This is a genomic window from Mesonia hippocampi (assembly GCF_014197445.1).
GTDB lineage: Bacteria > Bacteroidota > Bacteroidia > Flavobacteriales > Flavobacteriaceae > Mesonia > Mesonia hippocampi.
Genome location: NZ_JACIFO010000017.1, coordinates 1 through 19,486 on the forward strand (window position 1 = coordinate 1; position 19,486 = coordinate 19,486).

The 19,486-nt window shown below is 30.5% G+C and carries 21 protein-coding genes; all 21 read left to right on the forward strand.

The window, feature by feature from the left end; translation table 11 throughout:
* Positions 1–297: 297 nt before the first annotated feature.
* The 21 genes from GGR32_RS11760 to GGR32_RS11855 all read left to right on the forward strand — a co-directional run bounded on the left by GGR32_RS11760 (position 298) and on the right by GGR32_RS11855 (position 19,007).
* Positions 298–546, forward strand: coding sequence for a DUF6364 family protein (locus tag GGR32_RS11760; protein ID WP_183478404.1), 249 nt, complete (start codon positions 298–300; stop codon positions 544–546).
* Entirely contained in the window at positions 543–965 is a 423-nt protein-coding gene (locus GGR32_RS11765; RefSeq protein ID WP_183478405.1) for a type II toxin-antitoxin system VapC family toxin, read from the forward strand. Before GGR32_RS11760 ends, GGR32_RS11765 begins: the two co-directional genes overlap by 4 nt.
* Before the next feature lie 897 nt (positions 966–1,862).
* Entirely contained in the window at positions 1,863–2,732 is an 870-nt protein-coding gene (rfbA, locus tag GGR32_RS11770) for a glucose-1-phosphate thymidylyltransferase RfbA (RefSeq protein WP_183478406.1), read from the forward strand.
* A gap of 11 nt (positions 2,733–2,743) precedes the next feature.
* On the forward strand, positions 2,744–4,186 hold the full coding sequence (locus GGR32_RS11775; protein ID WP_183478407.1) for a lipopolysaccharide biosynthesis protein: 1,443 nt from the start codon (positions 2,744–2,746) through the stop codon (positions 4,184–4,186).
* 1 nt (position 4,187) lies between these two features.
* Positions 4,188–5,261, forward strand: a complete 1,074-nt coding sequence (locus GGR32_RS11780) for a DegT/DnrJ/EryC1/StrS family aminotransferase (RefSeq protein ID WP_183478408.1) — start codon at positions 4,188–4,190, stop codon at positions 5,259–5,261.
* Between the two features lie 123 nt (positions 5,262–5,384).
* Positions 5,385–6,485, forward strand: a complete 1,101-nt coding sequence (locus GGR32_RS11785) for an ATP-grasp domain-containing protein (RefSeq protein WP_221403739.1) — start codon at positions 5,385–5,387, stop codon at positions 6,483–6,485.
* Between the two features lie 10 nt (positions 6,486–6,495).
* Positions 6,496–7,458 carry a hypothetical protein gene (locus tag GGR32_RS11790; protein ID WP_183478410.1) on the forward strand — a complete coding sequence of 321 codons (963 nt, stop codon included), beginning with the start codon at positions 6,496–6,498 and terminating at the stop codon, positions 7,456–7,458.
* 3 nt (positions 7,459–7,461) lie between these two features.
* A complete protein-coding gene (locus tag GGR32_RS11795) occupies positions 7,462–8,130 on the forward strand; it encodes an acetyltransferase (RefSeq protein ID WP_183478411.1) in 669 nt (222 codons plus the stop codon).
* Positions 8,131–8,315: 185 nt separating this feature from the next.
* Positions 8,316–9,374, forward strand: coding sequence for a TDP-N-acetylfucosamine:lipid II N-acetylfucosaminyltransferase (locus GGR32_RS11800; RefSeq protein WP_183478412.1), 1,059 nt, complete (start codon positions 8,316–8,318; stop codon positions 9,372–9,374).
* A gap of 4 nt (positions 9,375–9,378) precedes the next feature.
* Complete coding sequence (locus GGR32_RS12115) at positions 9,379–10,614, forward strand: O-antigen ligase family protein (RefSeq protein ID WP_183478413.1); 1,236 nt, start codon at positions 9,379–9,381, stop codon at positions 10,612–10,614.
* On the forward strand, positions 10,586–11,407 hold the full coding sequence (locus tag GGR32_RS11810) for a hypothetical protein (RefSeq protein WP_183478414.1): 822 nt from the start codon (positions 10,586–10,588) through the stop codon (positions 11,405–11,407). The genes GGR32_RS12115 and GGR32_RS11810 overlap by 29 nt, the downstream gene beginning before the upstream one ends.
* A gap of 59 nt (positions 11,408–11,466) precedes the next feature.
* A complete protein-coding gene (locus GGR32_RS11815; RefSeq protein WP_183478415.1) occupies positions 11,467–12,609 on the forward strand; it encodes a glycosyltransferase family 4 protein in 1,143 nt (380 codons plus the stop codon).
* 4 nt (positions 12,610–12,613) lie between these two features.
* Complete coding sequence (locus GGR32_RS11820) at positions 12,614–13,654, forward strand: polysaccharide pyruvyl transferase family protein (RefSeq protein ID WP_183478416.1); 1,041 nt, start codon at positions 12,614–12,616, stop codon at positions 13,652–13,654.
* A 28-nt stretch (positions 13,655–13,682) separates the two neighbouring features.
* On the forward strand, positions 13,683–14,870 hold the full coding sequence (locus GGR32_RS11825; protein ID WP_183478417.1) for a glycosyltransferase family 4 protein: 1,188 nt from the start codon (positions 13,683–13,685) through the stop codon (positions 14,868–14,870).
* Positions 14,871–14,992: 122 nt separating this feature from the next.
* Positions 14,993–15,811, forward strand: a complete 819-nt coding sequence (locus GGR32_RS11830; RefSeq protein ID WP_183478418.1) for an HpcH/HpaI aldolase/citrate lyase family protein — start codon at positions 14,993–14,995, stop codon at positions 15,809–15,811.
* On the forward strand, positions 15,798–16,250 hold the full coding sequence (locus GGR32_RS11835; protein ID WP_183478419.1) for a MaoC family dehydratase: 453 nt from the start codon (positions 15,798–15,800) through the stop codon (positions 16,248–16,250). Before GGR32_RS11830 ends, GGR32_RS11835 begins: the two co-directional genes overlap by 14 nt.
* Before the next feature lie 5 nt (positions 16,251–16,255).
* Positions 16,256–17,137 carry an HpcH/HpaI aldolase/citrate lyase family protein gene (locus GGR32_RS11840; protein WP_183478420.1) on the forward strand — a complete coding sequence of 294 codons (882 nt, stop codon included), beginning with the start codon at positions 16,256–16,258 and terminating at the stop codon, positions 17,135–17,137.
* A gap of 1 nt (position 17,138) precedes the next feature.
* Complete coding sequence (locus GGR32_RS12085; protein WP_281372639.1) at positions 17,139–17,261, forward strand: hypothetical protein; 123 nt, start codon at positions 17,139–17,141, stop codon at positions 17,259–17,261.
* Positions 17,242–17,712 (forward strand): LbetaH domain-containing protein, encoded by a 471-nt coding sequence (locus GGR32_RS11845; RefSeq protein ID WP_183478421.1) that lies wholly within the window; start codon positions 17,242–17,244, stop codon positions 17,710–17,712. Before GGR32_RS12085 ends, GGR32_RS11845 begins: the two co-directional genes overlap by 20 nt.
* 27 nt (positions 17,713–17,739) lie before the next feature.
* Positions 17,740–18,345 carry a sugar transferase gene (locus GGR32_RS11850; protein WP_183478422.1) on the forward strand — a complete coding sequence of 202 codons (606 nt, stop codon included), beginning with the start codon at positions 17,740–17,742 and terminating at the stop codon, positions 18,343–18,345.
* A 5-nt stretch (positions 18,346–18,350) separates the two neighbouring features.
* The gene (locus tag GGR32_RS11855; RefSeq protein ID WP_183478423.1) at positions 18,351–19,007 is read left to right on the forward strand and encodes an acetyltransferase; all 657 of its coding nucleotides are present in this window, start codon (positions 18,351–18,353) and stop codon (positions 19,005–19,007) included.
* Positions 19,008–19,486 lie beyond the last annotated feature (479 nt).

Sequence of the window (19,486 nt, forward strand, 5' to 3'; positions counted from 1 at the left end):
TATCAAAGCCATACCTAGTCCACACCTAGTCCACACCTAGTCTAGGGTGAGACCACAAATTGTCCACTAAAAAATGGGCTGATTTTAGTTTAGCTGTTGTCTAAATGTTGGGTAAAAATGACTTGTTTATAGGGGCTAAAAAGCAGCAAAAAGATAGCTCTTAAAAACACCCCAAATTGATAATTTTGTATCCTTGGAAAAAGACAGAAGAAAATGGATTTATAAGCATCAAAAATCAATGACAAACCGAATTATACGGGTTGTTTTGTTATATTTGTACGTATAAATTAATTTGTTATGGATACTAAATTAACATTAAAGCTTAATCAAGATGTTATAGAAAAAGCTAAAGCCTACGCTGCTAACAGAAAAATGAGCTTATCTCGTATTGTAGAAGTCTATTTGCAATCTTTGACATCTGAAAAAGAAACCGCTGAATTTGAGATTTCACCTTTCGTTAAAAGTATCTCAACTGGGATTGAAATACCAACTGATTTGGACTATAAAAAAGAATATGCTGATTATTTAATGGAAAAGTACAAATGAGCAAGAGGATTTTTATAGATACAAATGTAATGTTGGATTTTCTAGGAGAACGTAAACCATTTTACGAGCCGATAGCAAAAATCGCAACCTTGGCTGAAAAAGAGAGACTAACAATGGTTGTTTCGCCTATTTCGTTTGCTACAGTTAACTATTTTCTAGCAAAGTTTGAAAATGAAAAAATTGCTAGGGAAAAGCTAAGAAAATTTAAGATAATATGTGAAGTATGTTCACTTGATGAACAAACGATTGAAAAAGGACTTAATTCGTCTATTAAAGACTTTGAAGATGCCTTACAATATTTTAGTGCTACAGAATCAGAATGTGAAATAATAATAACAAGAAACGGAAAAGACTTTAAAAAATCATTATTACCTGTTATGACTGCAGATGAGTTTTTAAAATCCTTGAATACAAAATAATTATACGGTAGCTAAGAAAATTAAATAAAGAACAGTTTTTTCGGCAGCCTAGATTTTTTTGATTCGTTTTTTATCAATGAAATCAACTTTGTTGATTCATGAACACTATTAAGAAATAAAAGGTCGTGAACTAAAAAAAGTAAGTATAATAAAGAATGTTATCAGTTCATTTTGTCTTGACACAAAACGAACCAAAAAGTCAAGACCGTTTTAAGGAAATTTTTAAAAACAAGTTTTAAAACCGCTGCTAAATCTGGCGTTTCATGCTTTGTCTTTGCGATGCAAAGACGCACTTCCACTGGATTTACAGCTATTTCTGCAAAACTGTCGGTTGGGTTGAAATCAACTTTGTTGATTCATGAACACCATTAGCAAATAAAAGGTTTGTGAACTAATACAATTTTTTCTGGCATCACGAAAATTGTCTGTAAAAAAAGAAGACCTTTTTAAAAATGTATTTATACATTTTTCCCGGGCCTTTAGAAATAGCTATTTGCAAGCGGAAGTGCTTTCGCCATAGGCGAAAATGGCATGTAGCGATAAGCAAATAAGCGGTTTTTACGAATGTATTCGTAAAAATTTCCTTTAAAGGCACTAGATTTTTTTGATTCGTTTTTTTATCGATGAAAAAAATGAATATTTAGAATAATTCATGAACTCCATTAGTTAATAAAAGATTCGTGAACTAAAAAAATGAATATTTATTCATGAACACCATTAGCAGATAAAAGATTCGTGAACTAAAAAAAGTAAGTATACTAAAGTTTATTACCCGTTTATTTTTCTTGACACAAAACAAACCAAAAGTCAATATTTTACATAAATAAAAGTCACTAAAGCATTAAAAAACATTAAAAAACTCATAACTTCGATAAAAAATAAGACAACCAAAACATTATGAAAGGAATAATATTAGCAGGAGGCTCAGGAACAAGGTTACACCCTCTAACCCTGTCTGTAAGCAAACAACTACTCCCTATCTACGACAAACCGATGATTTACTATCCTTTATCGGTATTAATGCTGGCGGGAATAAAAGAAATTTTAATTATTTCGACGCCTCACGATTTGCCTAATTTTAAGCGTTTGTTGGGAGATGGTTCTCAATTAGGAATCACGTTGACTTATGCAGAGCAACCTAGTCCCGATGGTTTGGCGCAAGCGTTTATTATAGGCGAAGATTTTATTGGGAATGATGATGTTTGTTTAGTATTGGGCGATAATATTTTTTACGGAGCAGGATTACAAAAACTATTAAGTGAAGCCGTACAAACGGTAAAAGATGAACAAAAAGCAGTTGTTTTTGGTAATTATGTAAACGACCCAGAGCGCTATGGCGTTGCCGAATTTGATGCCGATAAAAATGTAATAAGTATTGAAGAAAAACCTAAAGAACCAAAATCTAATTTTGCGGTAGTAGGTTTATATTTTTATCCGAATTCGGTGGTTGATATTGCCAAAGAAGTTAAGCCTTCCCATCGAGGAGAGTTAGAAATTACTTCGGTAAATCAGGCCTATTTAGGACAGGAACAACTTAAAATGCAAATTTTAAGTAGAGGATTTGCATGGCTAGACACTGGAACCCATGAAGCCTTAACCGAAGCTACCGAGTTTGTAAAAGCGGTAGAAAAGCGTACAGGACTTAAAATAGCTTGTTTAGAGGAGATAGCATTGCATTACAAATGGATTACAAGAACACAATTACAACAACAAGTAGAAGGTATGAAAGGTGATTATTTTGAGTACCTAAAACGAATTTGTAAATAGGAGCACATTTAATGACTAGTTCTTTAAAAAAGAAGACTTTCGCTGGATTCTTATGGACATTCCTTGATGTTTTTTTAATAAGAGGAAGTGTTTTTATCGCAATGATTGTTTTGGCACGATTATTAGGACCAAAAGATTTCGGTTTGGTAGGTATGATAGCCGTATTTATTGCTATTGGTAAGTCATTGACCGATAGTGGGATGTCACATTCGTTAATTCGTACAACCAGACCAGGGCAAAAAGATTTTTCAACAGTTTTTTATATAAACTTAGTTATGAGTCTTATTGTATATGTATTAATATACATTTTAGCCCCATTTATTGCAGACTTTTTTGGATATCCAGTATTAATAAACCTTGTACGAACTTACTGCGTTATCTTTATTATAATAGCTTTTTCCGCTGTGCAATTAGCTATATTAACCCGGAATATGAAGTTTAGAGCTATTGCTTTATACAATATTCCAAGTAACCTTATAGGGGTTTTGATAGGAATTAGCTTAGGGTATTTAGGGTATGGAGTATGGAGTATTGTATGGATGTATTTAACGATAGAGATTGTAAGAACGATACTCTTATGGATTTTTTCAGATTGGAAACCTAAGCTTATATTTTCATGGAGGAAATTCAGAGAGCATTATGGTTTTGGGTATAAATTAATGTTATCAGGATTGTTAGATACGCTCTTTAAGAATATTTATAATGTGTTAATAGGGAAATTTTATTCTGCTCAATCTTTAGGGTATTATGAACGTTCTAAGCAATTTACAACTTACCCTTCATCAACTTTAACAGGGGTAATCTCTAAAGTAACTTATCCCATGCTTTCTAGCATAACAAATGATAAAGAACGTTTAGAAAAAACATACCGTAATTTATTAAAAAGCTCATTTTTTATTATTGCCCCTATTATGCTAACAACAGCAGCTGTGGCAGAACCTTTATTTACATTAGTTTTGGGTGAAGAATGGCTGCCCGCAGTTATTTACTTTCAGATTTTAAGTTTAGCCATGATGCTTCATCCAGTACATTCGTTTAATTTAAATATTCTAAAGGTATTTGGAAGAAGTGATTTATTCTTAAAAATAGAAGTTATAAAAAAAATAATTACTGTTTTAGCTGTTTTAGTTGCTTTTCAGTTTGGTGTTATAGGATTAGTTTGGAGTAGTGTATTTACTTCATTTTCATCTTTGTATGTCAATATGTATTACTCAAGCAATTTAATTAACTATCCGGTCAAGCAACAAATTATCGACTTAGCCATAACCCTCTTAATAACTTTAGGTATTGCAGTTTTGATAAATTTATTAGTACAGGCAATGGAAAATTTTCATGTCATATATCAAATAATATTACCCGTAGGGGTTGGAGTTTTATGCTATTTAGGTATAAATTATATCTATAAGTCGAGTCCTATCCATACCATTATAAATCTTATAAAGAATAAAAAATAATATGATTCCTGTAACCAAACCTTTTTTACCCCCAAAAAAAGAATATTCAGCCTTATTAGATGAGGTTTGGAATTCACAGTGGTTGACTAATATGGGGCCGCTATCAAAAAAACTTGAAATAGAAATAGCAAATTATCTTCAAGTAAAAGAAACACTTTTTGTAACCAATGGTACAATAGCCTTACAGATGGCATTAAAAGCCTTAGAGATTACAGGCGAGGTTATTACAACACCATTTTCTTTTATAGCAACAACAAGTAGTATTGTGTGGGAAGGCTGTAAACCTGTTTTTGTAGATATCGATGAGCAAAGTTTTAATATAGATGCCAATAAAATAGAAGCCGCTATTACGCCTAATACCCAAGCAATTTTGGCAACACATGTTTATGGCAACCCGTGTGATGTTGAAAAAATACAAGTTATTGCAGCTAAGTATAACTTGAAAGTAATTTATGATGCCGCACATGCTTTTGGAGTAAAGGTGGGCGAAAAATCGATATTTGAATACGGAGATGTTAGCACTTGTAGTTTACACGCTACCAAATTATACCATAGTACAGAAGGCGGCTTGGTGTTTGCCAATAATGCGCAAGTATTTAGAAAATTAGCATCTATGCGTAACTTTGGGTTTGCAGGACCAGAGGCATTTTCAGAATTAGGGATAAATGGAAAAAATTCAGAATTTCATGCAGCAATGGGGCTCGTTAATTTGAAATATATTGAAGCTATACATGAAAAACGAAAAGCGTTAACTGAGTTGTATGATGAAAAATTGCTTGGAACCACAAAAATAACAAAGCCTATATGGCACCAACAAGCCAATTTAAATTATGCCTATTATCCTATATTGTTAGCTACAGAAGCACATTTGTTAAAAGTATTGGAAAATTTAAACAAAAATAACATCCAAGCACGGCGTTATTTTTACCCATCTTTAGCCAATAGTACACCTTATTTGCCTAGACAAAATTTTAGCATAACCGATAGTGTAGCAAAACGCGTACTCTGTTTACCTTTGTACTATGATTTAACAGAGGTAGAGGTAGATAAAATCGCCAAATTAATTAAACTTTAAGGGGTAGCAAGATATTATTTTTGATAGATGAAAAAAATATTATTATTAGGGGGACTGAGGTATTTGATACCGGTTATTAAAGCTGCAAAAGATTTGGGGCATTATGTAATAACTTGTGATTATTTGCCAAATAATATAGCACATAAATATTCGGATGAATATTATAACATAAGTATTATAGACAAAGAAGCGGTATTGGAGTTAGCGAAGACTCTTAAAATAGACGGAATTATGTCTTTTGCCGTAGATCCAGGTGTTCTGACAGCTGCTTATGTGAGTGAAAAGATGGGGCTGCCCTTTGCAGGTTCGTTTAAATCTGTGGAAATATTACAGAACAAAGCACTGTTTAGAAAATTTCTAGAACAACATGATTTTAATGTACCTAAATCAAATAGTTATACAGAGTTAGAACAAGCATTAAAAAAATATAATGAGGCAGATTTGCCTGTAATTGTTAAACCAGTAGATTCTGCCGGTAGTAAAGGAGTAATAAAAGTAGAAAAAATAGAAGAGTTAGAGAAAGCAATTCTCTATGCCGTTAAATTTTCTCCATCTAAAACATTTATAATAGAGGAGTTTTTGGAGAGTAAAGGGTGTTCATCAGACTCTGATTGTTTTTCTGTTGATGGAAAAATGGAAGTGGTTACTTTTTCGGCACAAAGGTTTGATAAGAATTCCCCTAATCCATATACGCCATCTGCATATAGTTGGCCTTCTACGATAAGCTTAGAAAATCAAAATTATTTAAAAGAAGAGTTACAAAGATTGGTTAGTTTGTTAAACTTGAAATCTTCTATATACAATATAGAAGTTAGAGAAACAGTAGATAATAGGGCTTATATTATGGAAGTTTCTCCTAGAGGTGGAGGAAACAGACTTTCAGAAATGGTTCGTTACTCAACAGGAATAGATTTAATATCTAATGCAGTGAAAGTAGCACTTGGAGAAGATATTGAGATTAAGTCTCCTTCTCAAAACGGATATTGGGCAGAAGTAATTCTGTATAGTAACACTAAAGGACTTTATAGGGATTTGATTGTAAAAGAAGATGTAAAGAAAGCAGTAGTTGAAATAGATTTATGGGTTAAAAAGGGAGATAAAATTAACGCTTTTAGTGCAGCTAATGATGCAATAGGGACAATTGTGCTTCAATTTGAAACTAGCGAAGAGTTAGAAGAAGTAATTTCTGATTATGCTTCTTATTTTCAAGTAATTATTGAATAATATTAGTGATATGATAAAAAGAAACTCAATAGGGGGTTATTTCTCTCTAGAATTAACAAATAATAAAAAATATCACTCTGGAGATAATTTTGTTGAGCTAAATTCTGCACGTAATTGTTTAGAGTATATTTTAATTAGTAAACAATACTCTAAAATATATATTCCCTACTACACATGTGAGGTAATTTTAGAACCTATTAATAAAACAAGAGTTAACTATGAGTTTTATGATTTAGATAATAATTTAGAACCAATTTTTGATTTTAATAGAATAGATAAGAAGGAGGCATTTTTATTAACTAATTATTTTGGACTTAAAGATGAATATATTCTAAAAATACATCAAAGAGTGAAAAATTTAATTATTGACAATGCACAATCGTTTTTTTCAGAAGCAATACAAGGAATTGATACTTTTTATTCTCCTCGAAAGTTTTTTGGTTTACCTGATGGTGGTATTTTGTACACAGATAAAAAGTTATCGGAGTCTTTCCCTATAGATGTTAGTTACAACAGAGCTTCTCATCTGTTAAAAAGACTTGATTTGTCTGCAGAAGAGGCATATGAAGATTTTAGACTGAATGATGAATCTCTTGATAATCAGCCTATAAAATTCATGTCAAATTTAACAAAAAAGATGTTGAATTCTATTGATTTTGATTATGTAAAAGGTAAAAGGTGTGAAAATTTTAATTATTTGCATAAAGAATTATCAGGGGTAAATTTATTTTCGTCATTTAAAGTAAGTGAAAAATCTGTTCCGATGGTTTATCCATTTAGAACAAAAAATCCAAAGCTTAAATCAAAACTATTAAAAAATAAAATATATTGTGCAACTTATTGGTCTAATGTATTAGACTGGAGTAATCCTACTAGTAATTCATATAATTTGGTAGGAGAATTAATTCCATTACCTATAGACCAGAGGTATGATAAAAAAGAATTAGATCGCATAATCGAAATTATAATTTAAAAGATGGAAAAAATAATAGTCATAGGAGGAAAAGGTAGTGCCATAGTAGTAGGTGAACAGATTTGCGATGCCAATCAGAAGGGTGCAAATGTAGAGTTTTTAGGCTTCGCATTTGATGATGAATCATTTGGAAGTGAAATAGCAGGGTTTCCTGTAGTTTCAAAAACGAAAGAAGTTTTTAATAAATTCAAAGATTATTCAGATGTTAAGTTTATATATCAATTATATCGTCCTGATTTAATGAGAGAAAGAATTGATTTACTTAATTCTTATAGGATTCCATTAGATAGGTATGCTACTTTTATTCATCCATCTGTTGTGATTTCAAAGAATAGTAAAATAGGTCGAGGGACAGCTATTATGGCAAATAGTGTAATTAACTCAAATGCCATAATAGGTAACCATTGTACAATTCATTCCAATTCTTTAATAGGGCATGATACTCTTATGGGAAATTATAACTTTATTGCCGCACATAATGTAATTGGAAGTAACAATGTAATTGGAAATGCAAATTTCTTGGGGTTAAACTCATCGTTTAATAACTATATTGAAATAGGAGATTTTTGTTTTGTCGGGATGGCTTCAAACGTTATTAAAAGTGTTAATTCAGATACTAAAGTGTATGGTAATCCAGCTAAAGAATTTATAAAAGATATAAAACCATTATAGCTTAAAATGGAAGAGAATAAAGATATTATTACTAAGTTAAAAAAGCAATAATAATTTAATTATTTGATTTTGAAAATATGGTGTTTGTATTTGAAAGATAACTAGGTGTTTAATATTAGATAGGTTAATCACTTACAATAGTTTTAATATTAGATGTTTTTGACGTAAAATAAAATTGTTAATATATGATTATACACATTTTTACAGCTGATAGGTTTCATTTAGTGCCAACTATTTTAAAGGGGTTTCTACAGCTTCAAGAGCCACAGTTTTATGTTTTAGCAAGAACAAAAGAAGATGAACGAGATTCAGTTTATATCGATATTTTTAGAGATTTTAATAATAAATCGTTTGAAATCACACATTCATTTAAAGAGCTAAAAACTGTTTCTAAGAATTTTAAGGATAATAAAATTATATTACATGGGGTTCCTTATAAGTGGATGTTATTTTTCTATTTAAGAGGTTTTACAAACGTAAGTTGGATTTGCTGGGGAGCAGGGACTAGAATTAATAATAAAAATTGGAAATCGATAGTTTTTACACCATTTAAAAGGATGATTTATACTAGTTTTAGTAAAATAGGTGTTTTAATGCCTCACGACGAAGCTAGCTTAAGAAAAGATTATGGTATAAAAGAATGTGTTCTTTTGTCGTATTTTGGTTCTCTTGGAAAATTTCCTTATTCTCTAGAAAACCTTACGAAAGAAGGAAATACAAGCTCAATTAAAAAAATATATTTGGGAAATAATTCATCTAGTTTACAAACTTATTTACCTTTAGCAGAAAAACTTTCTAGATTTAAAAAAAATCTCTACGTTAATTGTATGATAAATTATACTTTTCAGGAGAGTAGTATTTCTTTAAAGCTACGAGAGGTTGGCAAGGCTATTTATGGAGATAATTTTTTTATGGACGAGACATTATATACTTTAGAAGATTATTACAAGTATATGAATAAGTGTGATATATATATATGTGACGTAAAAGGACAGTCTGGTTTAGGTGCTATTTTTACATGCTTGAGGTTAGGTAAAAAAGTTTTTTTATCAGGGATTAATTATGATTTTATGAAGTTGTTAGGTGCAGTAGTATTTCATGTAAACGAGATAGATTCTATGTCTAAAGAAGCTTTTTTTGAGGAATTGACCTATACTGATAAAGTCAAGAATTATAAAATAATTGATAATTATCTTGATAAAGAAATAATTATTGATAAATGGAAGGAGTTTTTTAAAGATTAGTGAAGTGATTAGAAGTTTAATAAATAAGTCGTCAAACCTCTATTTAATAATACTTATTATTGGTTTTTTCTTTATAGGAGTCGTTCCGAAGATTTTTGGTCTAACAGAAGGCTCTATAGCAGTTCCTTTTAGAGCATTTATTTTAGTAGTTTCAATTTTTTTAATTTTATCAATCCTACTCTCTCGTAAAGTCCCAAAACTTTATCTGAATCGTTACTTTCTATTCTTTGTTTTTTGGTTTCTTTATACGATTAGAATTTTTTATGATTTATTTGTTATAAATATCATTTTAGCTCCAAATAAAAAGCCTATTGAATACTTGCAATTTGCTTTTGGAGTTGTTTTTATACCTTCATTATGTGTGATATTGATTACACAAGCAAAAAATATTGATTATGATTGGTTATTGAAATGGGTATATCGCATTCTGTTTTTTACGCTATGTGTAGCATTATATTCGAGAGGTAACTCTAATCTTGTTGGTAGGGACGCTGGTGATATTAACGTTGGAATAATTATGTTTGGGCAGTATGGTACTACGCTAAGTCTTTTATCTCTATTTTATCTAACCAAAAAAGATAAAGATTTTAAAAAAAACATATTTTATATTTTTGGCTTTATATTAGGTTTTATGGGGGTTTTTGTGTCGGCAAGTAAGAGTCCTCTTTTGGCACTTATTTTAGTATCACTACTCTTTTTGTTTTTGTGGTATGGAAGTGTAAAATCTTTGCTTTTGCTTTTAACCTTAGGAATAATCATCTATGTATTTTTTGCAGATATTTTATTTTTTTTAAACGATATATTTAAAAGTAGCTTGATTGAAAGAATACTTTATGCTATTGAAGTAGGAGGAGATAAAACGAGAGAAAAATATTTTGCAACTGCGTTTAATGAATTTATAGATAATCCAATATTTGGAAATGCAATGTTGATTCAGGAATACTCTATTTCGGGGAACTATCCTCACAATCTAATTTTAGAGGCCTTAATGTCTATAGGTTTTATGGGAGGGATTACCATTATGTTATGGATTGCAAAATGTATAAGAGGTTTTTACCTTAATTGTAAAAAACACTCTGCCAATACATGGATAAGTTTGTTGTTTATGCAATATTTAGTGTTTTCTATGTTTTCAGGTAACATATTTTCTAATAATCTTTTTTGGATTTTTTCGGTACTTGTTATAGGTGTAAATTATAAATCTATTACTAATGAAAAGTATAAGAGAGATAATGTATAAGATAATAATTCTTTTAGTAGCATTACTAAATTATAGTTGCTCTGCTCAAGAAGTAAGACCTGTTATTCAATCAGGCAGATATTCGCAAGAAGTTTCGTTGAAGATGGATAACTATTATTTTTTTGGAAGTTATTATATTGATCCAACTAAAAAAGGAATTATAGATTTAAAAACTTTAGAGAAAGGAATACTTAAAGTTATAAAGGATCTTAATTATAGTGGTTATGTAGTCTTAAATATTGAAAATAAGGTTTATCAAGAACTTAGGTCTAATTCAATGAATCATAAAAATTATCATCATAATATTAGAATGATGGTAGGAGCTGTTGAATTGGTAAAGGAATTAAGACCTAAGGCGAAAGTCATGATATATAATATTCCATTTAGATTTATTTCGGAAAACCATAAAAAATATAGTGATTTTGATAAGCTATACCCTTTGCTAAGGGCAGTTGATGTTTTTGCTCCGTCATTATACCTCCATCACGATGAAAAAGAAAAGAAACCTCATTTTTTTAGTACTTACATAAAAAACAATTTAGACTTATCGTTTGAGTATGCTGAAAAATTAAATAAAAAAGTTTATCCTTTCGTGTGGTATAAGATACATCCTTCAAACAAAAATTATGGAGGAAATATAATAAGTTCAAATCAATATTCTGAATATCTAAAATTAATCAAGAATTATAGGTATAAAAATGAAAGAGTGGAAAAAGTAATCTATTGGGAACCTGCTAATGAAACAATAGATATCAACCAGAAATTAAAAGAAACAGTCGAATTGTATAGATAAAATACAGACTGTGACTTACATCTATTAAAAAAACAAGCTTTAATGTTTAGTGAAAGTATATGAATAAATTAAAAATATTATATATTTCAAATGGCTTTTTAGGGTTATCAAAAGTGCATAGAGTTCTTTGTAGTGCTGTAGATAAAATAAAAATTCAACAGACAGTTTTTGCCGTTAACAGAAAAAATAAGAGCCAACGGGAAGATACAGAACTATATTTTTCGGTAGAGGGTTCAAAAGTTATTTATTCTAGATTTTTAAGAACCTATCACAAGTTTTTATTTAGAAATAAAGCTCGTTTTTTATATCAGGATTTAACAGACCAAACTAATATTGAAAATATAGATTTGATTCATGCAACAACATTATTTACTGATGGAGTTTTAGCACTAAAGCTTTATAAAAAATACAATAAGAGGTACATTATTACGATTAGGAATACTGATTTAAATACATTTTTAAAGTATAGGAAAGATTTATATTCTCTTATGCACGAAATTCTTAAAAATGCAGATAAAATTATTTTCATAAGTGAGGCTTACCGAATAAACTTGTTTGAACATAATTCAATTAAAAAATCAAAACATTTATATTATGATAAAACAATAGTTATCAGTAATGGTATAGATGATTTTTGGTTATCAAATATTTATCCTAAAAAACAAACCTCTGCTTTTAAGATTTTGTTTGTTGGGAGAATATCTAAAGAAAAGAATTTAGTCCGATTGATAAATGCCTTATTACAATTACGTGAAGTTAGGCAAGACATTCAATTAACAATTGTTGGAGAATTAGGGAACGATGAAAAAACAGTACTTCCTTTAATACAAAAATATTCTAAATTCATTGAATATACTGGTTCAATAAAAAGTAAAGAGAAATTGTTAAAAATATATCGTAGTCATCATATATTTGCAATGCCTTCATTGACAGAAACCTTTGGGCTTGTTTATATTGAGGCTCTTTCACAAGGGCTTCCCGTATTGTTTACTGAAAATCAAGGGATAGATGGAGTTTTTCAAGATGGAGTTGTAGGGGAAAAAGTTAACGCATATTCTGTCGATAGTATAGTTTCAGGGTTGGAAAAAATTATTTTAAATTATCCACAATATAATTTATCAAAGATTGATTTCTCACGTTTTGATTGGATAGAGATAGCGAAAAGCTATCAGAAACTATATAACGAAGTTTTAAATAGATAATATTATGAAGAAGGTTTTTATTCCAGTAGTCGGACAGGTGATTAATATTGGGGACACACTGCATAGAAAAATTTTAATTTCTTGGTTGAGAGATAGGTCAACTGAGTTGCATATATATGTTGGTAATGCTCCTCAAAGTTTTATAGAAGCTTTAGATCTTAAAGAAGAAGATATCGTTTATTCAAGTATTTCAAAATGGTTATTTTCTATAATTTTTAAAGATTTTCTAAGAAAAAAACTTTTTATTTTTAATCCAGGCGAGATAACATTTAGTAACTCTCGCTTAGTTAAAGAATTGGTTTTGTTTCCTTTTTATTTGTATATAAGAATTACAGGCGGGAAAATTCTAAGAATAGGTGTCGCTGCACAGTCTGATATTAAGATTAAATATAAATGGTTGTGGAATAAATTAATAGGTTTTTCAAATAAAATATATTGGAGAACAATAAAAAGTTCTGAACTCTTTAAAAAAGGAGAAGTAATACCTGATTTAGCGTTTTATAAGATAGATCAAAATATTGTCTATGAAAAAAAATACTTTATAGTTATTTCTATGCGAGGAGATAGAAAACTCCCTTCCCAGAAATGGTTTGAGGCAATAAAGGAGTTTCAACAAAAAAATAATTTAAGCATTGCTGTTGTTTCTCAAGTTAAAATTGATAATGAAAGAGCAAAAGAGATAGCTGCTAAATTAAGAGGAGAGTATTATATTTGGGAAAATCAATACAATCATAATAGACAAGAAGAGATTGTTAATGAAATATATCGAAAATCTAAAATAGCGATTAGTGATCGTTTACATGTTTTAATTGCAGCTTATACTAAAGGAGTAATACCTACAGATGTGTCAGTTACGAAGTCAAATAAAGTACAAGATCATTTTGATGTGTTGCCTTTAGAAGACGTTTCCGTATTTGAAAGTAAATCATCAAAAGAGGAAATAATAGATTTTTTGCAAAGTAAGTTAGATAAAGGATTTAATGAAACAAAAATGTATAATACTTTTAGTCGCTTGAATAAGGTAAAAAGGGAATTACCATTGTAATTTAAGAAAATAATTTGAATCATATATTATGCACATCTTATATATACATCAATATTTTAAAATACCTAGCGAGCCAGGTGGTACACGTTCATATTGGGTAGCAAAACGCTTTATAGAAGAAGGGCATAAAGTAACGATGCTTACAACCTCTTCTAGTATTCAAGAAAAAATTGTGCATAAAACAATTGATGGCATCGAGGTAATTTACCTAAAAGTACCTTACAACCAGAATATGTCTATCATGGCACGTGTAAAATCCTTTATCAATTTTATGATAAAATCGACACGTTTAGCATTAAAAGTAAAAAATGTCGATTTAGCACTTGCTACCTCAACTCCCTTAACGGTAGGTTTTCCTGCTTTAGTATTAAAAAAATTACGAAAAATTCCTTTTATTTTTGAAGTGCGAGATTTATGGCCCGAAGTACCTATCCAAATGGGAGGACTAAATAACAAGCTGCTTCAAAAATTAGCCGTTAATTTTGAAAAAAGCATTTACAAAAATGCCAAGCATATTGTAGCTTTATCTCCAGGTATGGCAGCGGGGGTACTCAAATATGAACCTCAGGAAAAAGTGAGTATGATTCCTAACATGGCAAAAATTGATGCCTTTTGGCCAAGAGAGAAAAACAAACAATTGCAAACGGAGTTAGGGCTTCGAACAGACAGTTTTAAATTAATCCACTTTGGGGCATTGGGTCTAGCTAATGGAGCAATGAGCATAATAAGAGGAGCAGAGGAACTAAAAGAAGATACCAGTATCGAATTTATTTTTATAGGAGGAGGTTCTACAGAAGAAGAATTAAAGAACTATTGCCAAAAACATCAGTTAAAACAAGTACATTTTTTAGGAAGATTCCCAATGGAAGAAACCTCAGAGATTGTTAATTTCTGTGATGTATCGATGGTTAGTTTTAAAGACTTACCAATACTCTATACCAATTCACCTAATAAACTATTTGATTCTCTATCAGCAGGGAAGCCAATAATTGTAAACTCTGCAGGATGGACGAAAGAAATGGTTGAAAAGCACAACTGTGGAGTTTATGTAAATCCGCACCAACCAACAGCGTTAGCACAAGCCATAAAAAGTCTCCAAGTAGATGATACATTAAAAAATGAAATGGCAAAAAATGCGCGTAAATTAGCAGAAACTACTTATGATAAAAGTATTTTATGCGATCAATATGCAAGTTTGATAGCAGCTGGGAACTAGGAACTAAGTTGGTAAATTAAAACATTTGATTTATAAATAGCAATGTATAATGAAATCAATAACTACTCAGAACAAAAACATTTTAAAGATAGCATAGAGATACTATAAGAGGTTAATTAATTATGAAAGATTATTTTTTTGTTCCAGGAAATAGGCTACACAAATTAGCCACTATTGAAGCCTTAGGAGTTTATATTATTATAGACCTTGAAGATGCAGTAAAAGCTTCAGACAGAGTAGCTATTATAGATGAATTATGTAATAATCCATTAAAATATAAAAAACATTACTTGCGCATACCTTTGTATGATGTGAGGTTACAGGCAAATACGCAGGCTTTACAGAAGCTTATAGATGCTGGATATAGTAATTTTGTATTTCCAAAACTACAGAGTAATTCAGATTTTGAGTTTATTATAAAAACAATAGGTAACATTGATTTAAAACTTATATTACTAGTTGAAACAGCTCGTTTTTTCTTGGAGCTACAACAAATACTTTTAACTAATCGAGGATTGATAAAAGGGTTGGCATTAGGAAGTCATGATTTTATGAGTGAGATAGGAGGAAATCATACGTTGAAAAACTTGGAATATCCTCGAATACAATTGTTATACTTGGCTCGAATGATAAATATTGAGGCCATAGATATAGCTTCTATGGAACTGAAAGACGAAAACTTATTGCAAGAAGAGATTATAGATGGTTTTCAGAAGGGGTATGATGCCAAGTTTTATATTCATCCGTGGCAGTTAGAGTCTAAAAGAAAGATGAAATTATATACTGAAACTGATTTAGAATGGGCGAAAAAAGTAATAACTGCCTTAGAAAAAGTTGAAGATAAGGAGGAGTTTAATCCAATAATAATAGATAATCAAATCATAGAACGTCCTCATTTGAATAAAGCTAAAAAAATAATTAATCATTATGGAACCAAGTAACTTAGGAAATTTTTATGATGCTTTTGTTGTTGGAGAAACAATAAAACATTCACTTACCAAAACAATATTTGAAAGCGATAATAATTTATTTAGTCTGCTAACAATGAATCATCACCCTGTTCATTTAAGTTTGGAGCATGTGAAAGATCACCAGCATGGAAAAATATTGGTAGTTGGAACTCTTGTTTTTAGTTTAGTAGTAGGGATGACTGTCCCAGACATTAGTGGTAAAGCAGTTGCTAATTTAGAATATGAAAGTGTAAATCATACGGGTCCTGTTTTTATTGGAGATACAATAAGGGCAGAGACAGAGATACTTGAAAAAAGGAAAACATCTAAAGGAAATAGAGGAGTTGTATATGTAGAAACAAGGGCTTTTAATCAAGAAAACCTTGAAGTATTACGTTTTAGAAGAAGAGTATTAATCCCAATTCAATAATTATTATGGAAAATTATTTAATGCGTAGCCTCATGTTTGTTCCAGGTCATAATGATAAGCTTTTAAAAAGCGCTATGAGAATGGATGCGGATGTGTTACTTTTTGACATAGAAGATTCTGTGCAACCTGTAGAGAACAAACAACTTGCAAGAGACAAGGTTTCTGCGTATATCAACGCAGGTAAGTTTAAAGGGAAAACGATCTTTCCGAGAATAAATGATAGAGAAAGTGGGCAACTACTTAAAGATGTAACACAGCTTGCTATTGAAGGAGTCACAGGTTTTATGTATCCTAAAGCTAAAAAAGGAGAAGATATTTACTTTTTTGATAAGCTTTTAGAAACAATTGAATACGAAAAAAAAATTCCAATAGGAACGTTTAAAATTATTCCGTTAATAGAAACAGCTTCGGCTGTTTTGAATGCTCAAGATATTTGTAACGCCTCTTCTAGGGTTGTAGCTATTGCATACGGATCTGAAGATTTTATTACCGATCTTGAAGGTCAGCACGATTTAGAACATGAGAGCTTATTTGTTCCTAGAAATATGATTGCGATGGCAGCAAGGGCATGTAAAGTGATCCCGATTGATACTGTTCATGTTCGCGTAAAAGATTTAGAAGACTTAGAAAAGAACCTTGTTTTATCAAAAAAATTAGGTTTTGAAGGAATGCTTTGTTTGAATCCTATTGAGCTGCCTTTAGTGCATAGATATTTTTCACCTTCAGAGCAAGATATTTATGAAGCAGAAGAAATTTTGAGATTAGATAAAGAGGCTAGAGAAAACAATCAAGGAGTTGCCATTATGAATGGTAAATTTGTAGGCCCTCCATTTGTTTTGAAAGCAAAAAAAGTATTAAAAAAAGCAAAAGCAATAAAAAATAAGTAAAATGGCTAAAAAAGTAATAATTATTGGAGGTATAGGGACAGCAGTAAATATTGCAGAACAAATGCAGGATGCCATAGATAATTATGGTCTAAAAGATGAATTTCTTGGATTTTGCTTTCGATGATGAAGATTATGGAGGTGAAATTAATGGTTTTCCTGTATTAAGTAAAACAAGAAAGGTTTATGAGAAATATAAAGATGTGTTTTTTATGTATCAACTGTATAGGCCAGATAAACTTAAAGAAAGATCATTATGGATTCCTGAATTTAAAGCTCCAACAGAACGATATTATAACTTTATTCATCCTACGGCGACAATTTGCAGAAGTGCGAAAATGGGTTATGGAAATGCAATACAGGCAGGCACTGTTGTAGGGTCTAATGCGGTTATGGGTAATCATAATACATTTAACTCCATGTGTTTATTAGGACATGATACTCATATAGGGAATAATAATTTTTTTGCTGCTCATTCACTAATTGGAAGTAACCTAAGAATGGGTAATTACGTTTTTATGGGATTAAATTCAGCCTTGAATAATAAACTAGAAATTAGGAAAATCTCTAGTCTCTAACCGCCAACTCCCAACCTCAATAAAAAAATGTACAAAAACTATTTTAAACGAATATTTGATTTTTTAGCCGCTTTTTTCGGTTTGTTGTTACTAAGCCCAATATTTATTATCGTAACCATCGGTTTGTTTTTTGCTAATCAAGGCAAACCTTTTTTCTTTCAGGCACGCCCAGGAAAAGACGAAAAGATTTTTAAAATTATCAAATTCAAGACCATGAATGATAAAAAAGATATAGACGGAAATCTATTACCCGATGCCGAACGATTAACCAAAATTGGTAGCTTTGTACGTAAAACCTCGTTAGATGAAATACCACAGTTGATTAATGTATTTAAAGGCGACATGAGTTTGATAGGACCCAGACCCTTATTGCCGCAATATTTACCATTGTATAATGAAGAGCAAAAAAAACGCCATCAAGTGAGGCCAGGCATTACAGGCTGGGCACAGGTAAATGGACGAAATGCAATATCGTGGGAACAAAAATTTATATATGATGTTTGGTATGTAGAACATTGTAGTTTACTTTTGGATATAAAAATATTACTAAAAACTATTCAAAAAGTGTTTAAATCTGAAGGCATAAACGCAGAAGGACAAGTAACAACAGAGGCATTTAATGGAAATAATTAAATATTATGGTAAAAAAAATTGTGATTATAGGAGCAGGAGGATTCGGCAGGGAAGTAAAGGTTTTAATAGATCAACTTAACCAAGAACGAAATCTATACGAAATAGAGGGGTTTTATGATGATGCAGAAAATTTACCTGAAATAATTAATGGATTACCTTTATTAGGAAAAATAGATAATCTTCTAGAAAGAGAAGAGAATATAGAAGTAGCAATAGGTATAGGTATTCCTGAAATAAAGAAACAGATAATTTCTAGATTTAAGGGAAGATGTAACTTTAATTTTCCAGTGTTAATTCACCCAAGTGTTTATATAGGAGATGACGTAAAGATAGGAAGAGGTAGTATTATATGCGCAGGAAATATTATAACATGTAATATAAATATAGGAGCATTTGTAACTTTAAATTTAAGTTGTACAACGGGCCATGATACATTAATTAGTAATTATTGTTCTTTTATGCCTTCTGTAAATATTTCAGGTGAAGTGCAAATATCAGAAAATGTATATGTTGGAACAGGTGCAAAAATTATAAATTTGTTATCAATAGGAGAAAATACAGTAATAGGTGCAGGAGCTGTTGTTGCAAAATCTTTACCAAGTAACTGTACAGCTGTTGGAATCCCTGCAAAACCTATAAGATATAATAAAACAGAAAATTAGTAGCTTTTTATTGGACCTACTATGTGCTATAAGAAACCCTCCGCTAAAACGGAGGGTTTTTTTATCGATGAAATCAACTTTGTTGATTCATGAACACCATTAGCAAATAAAAGGTTTGTGAACTAATACATTTTTTCTGGCATCACGAAAATTGTCTGTAAAATTTGCCACGAAAGAAGCGTTGAAATTTTAGGCTGTTTGAGTATTGGTTTGCCAATACGAGTTCTCTAAAATTTAGCTTCCGAGTAATAAATTTAAGACAAGATTCGGCAGCCTAGATTTTTTTGATTCGTTTTTTTATCGATGAAAAAAATGAATGCTTATGTTGATTCATGAACACTATTAACAAATAAAGGATTTGTGAACTAAAAAAAGTAAGTATATTAAAGTTAATTATCCGTTCATTTTGTCTTGACACAAAACGAACCAAAAAGTCAAGACCGTTTTAAGGAAATTTTTAAAAGCAAGTTTTAAAACCG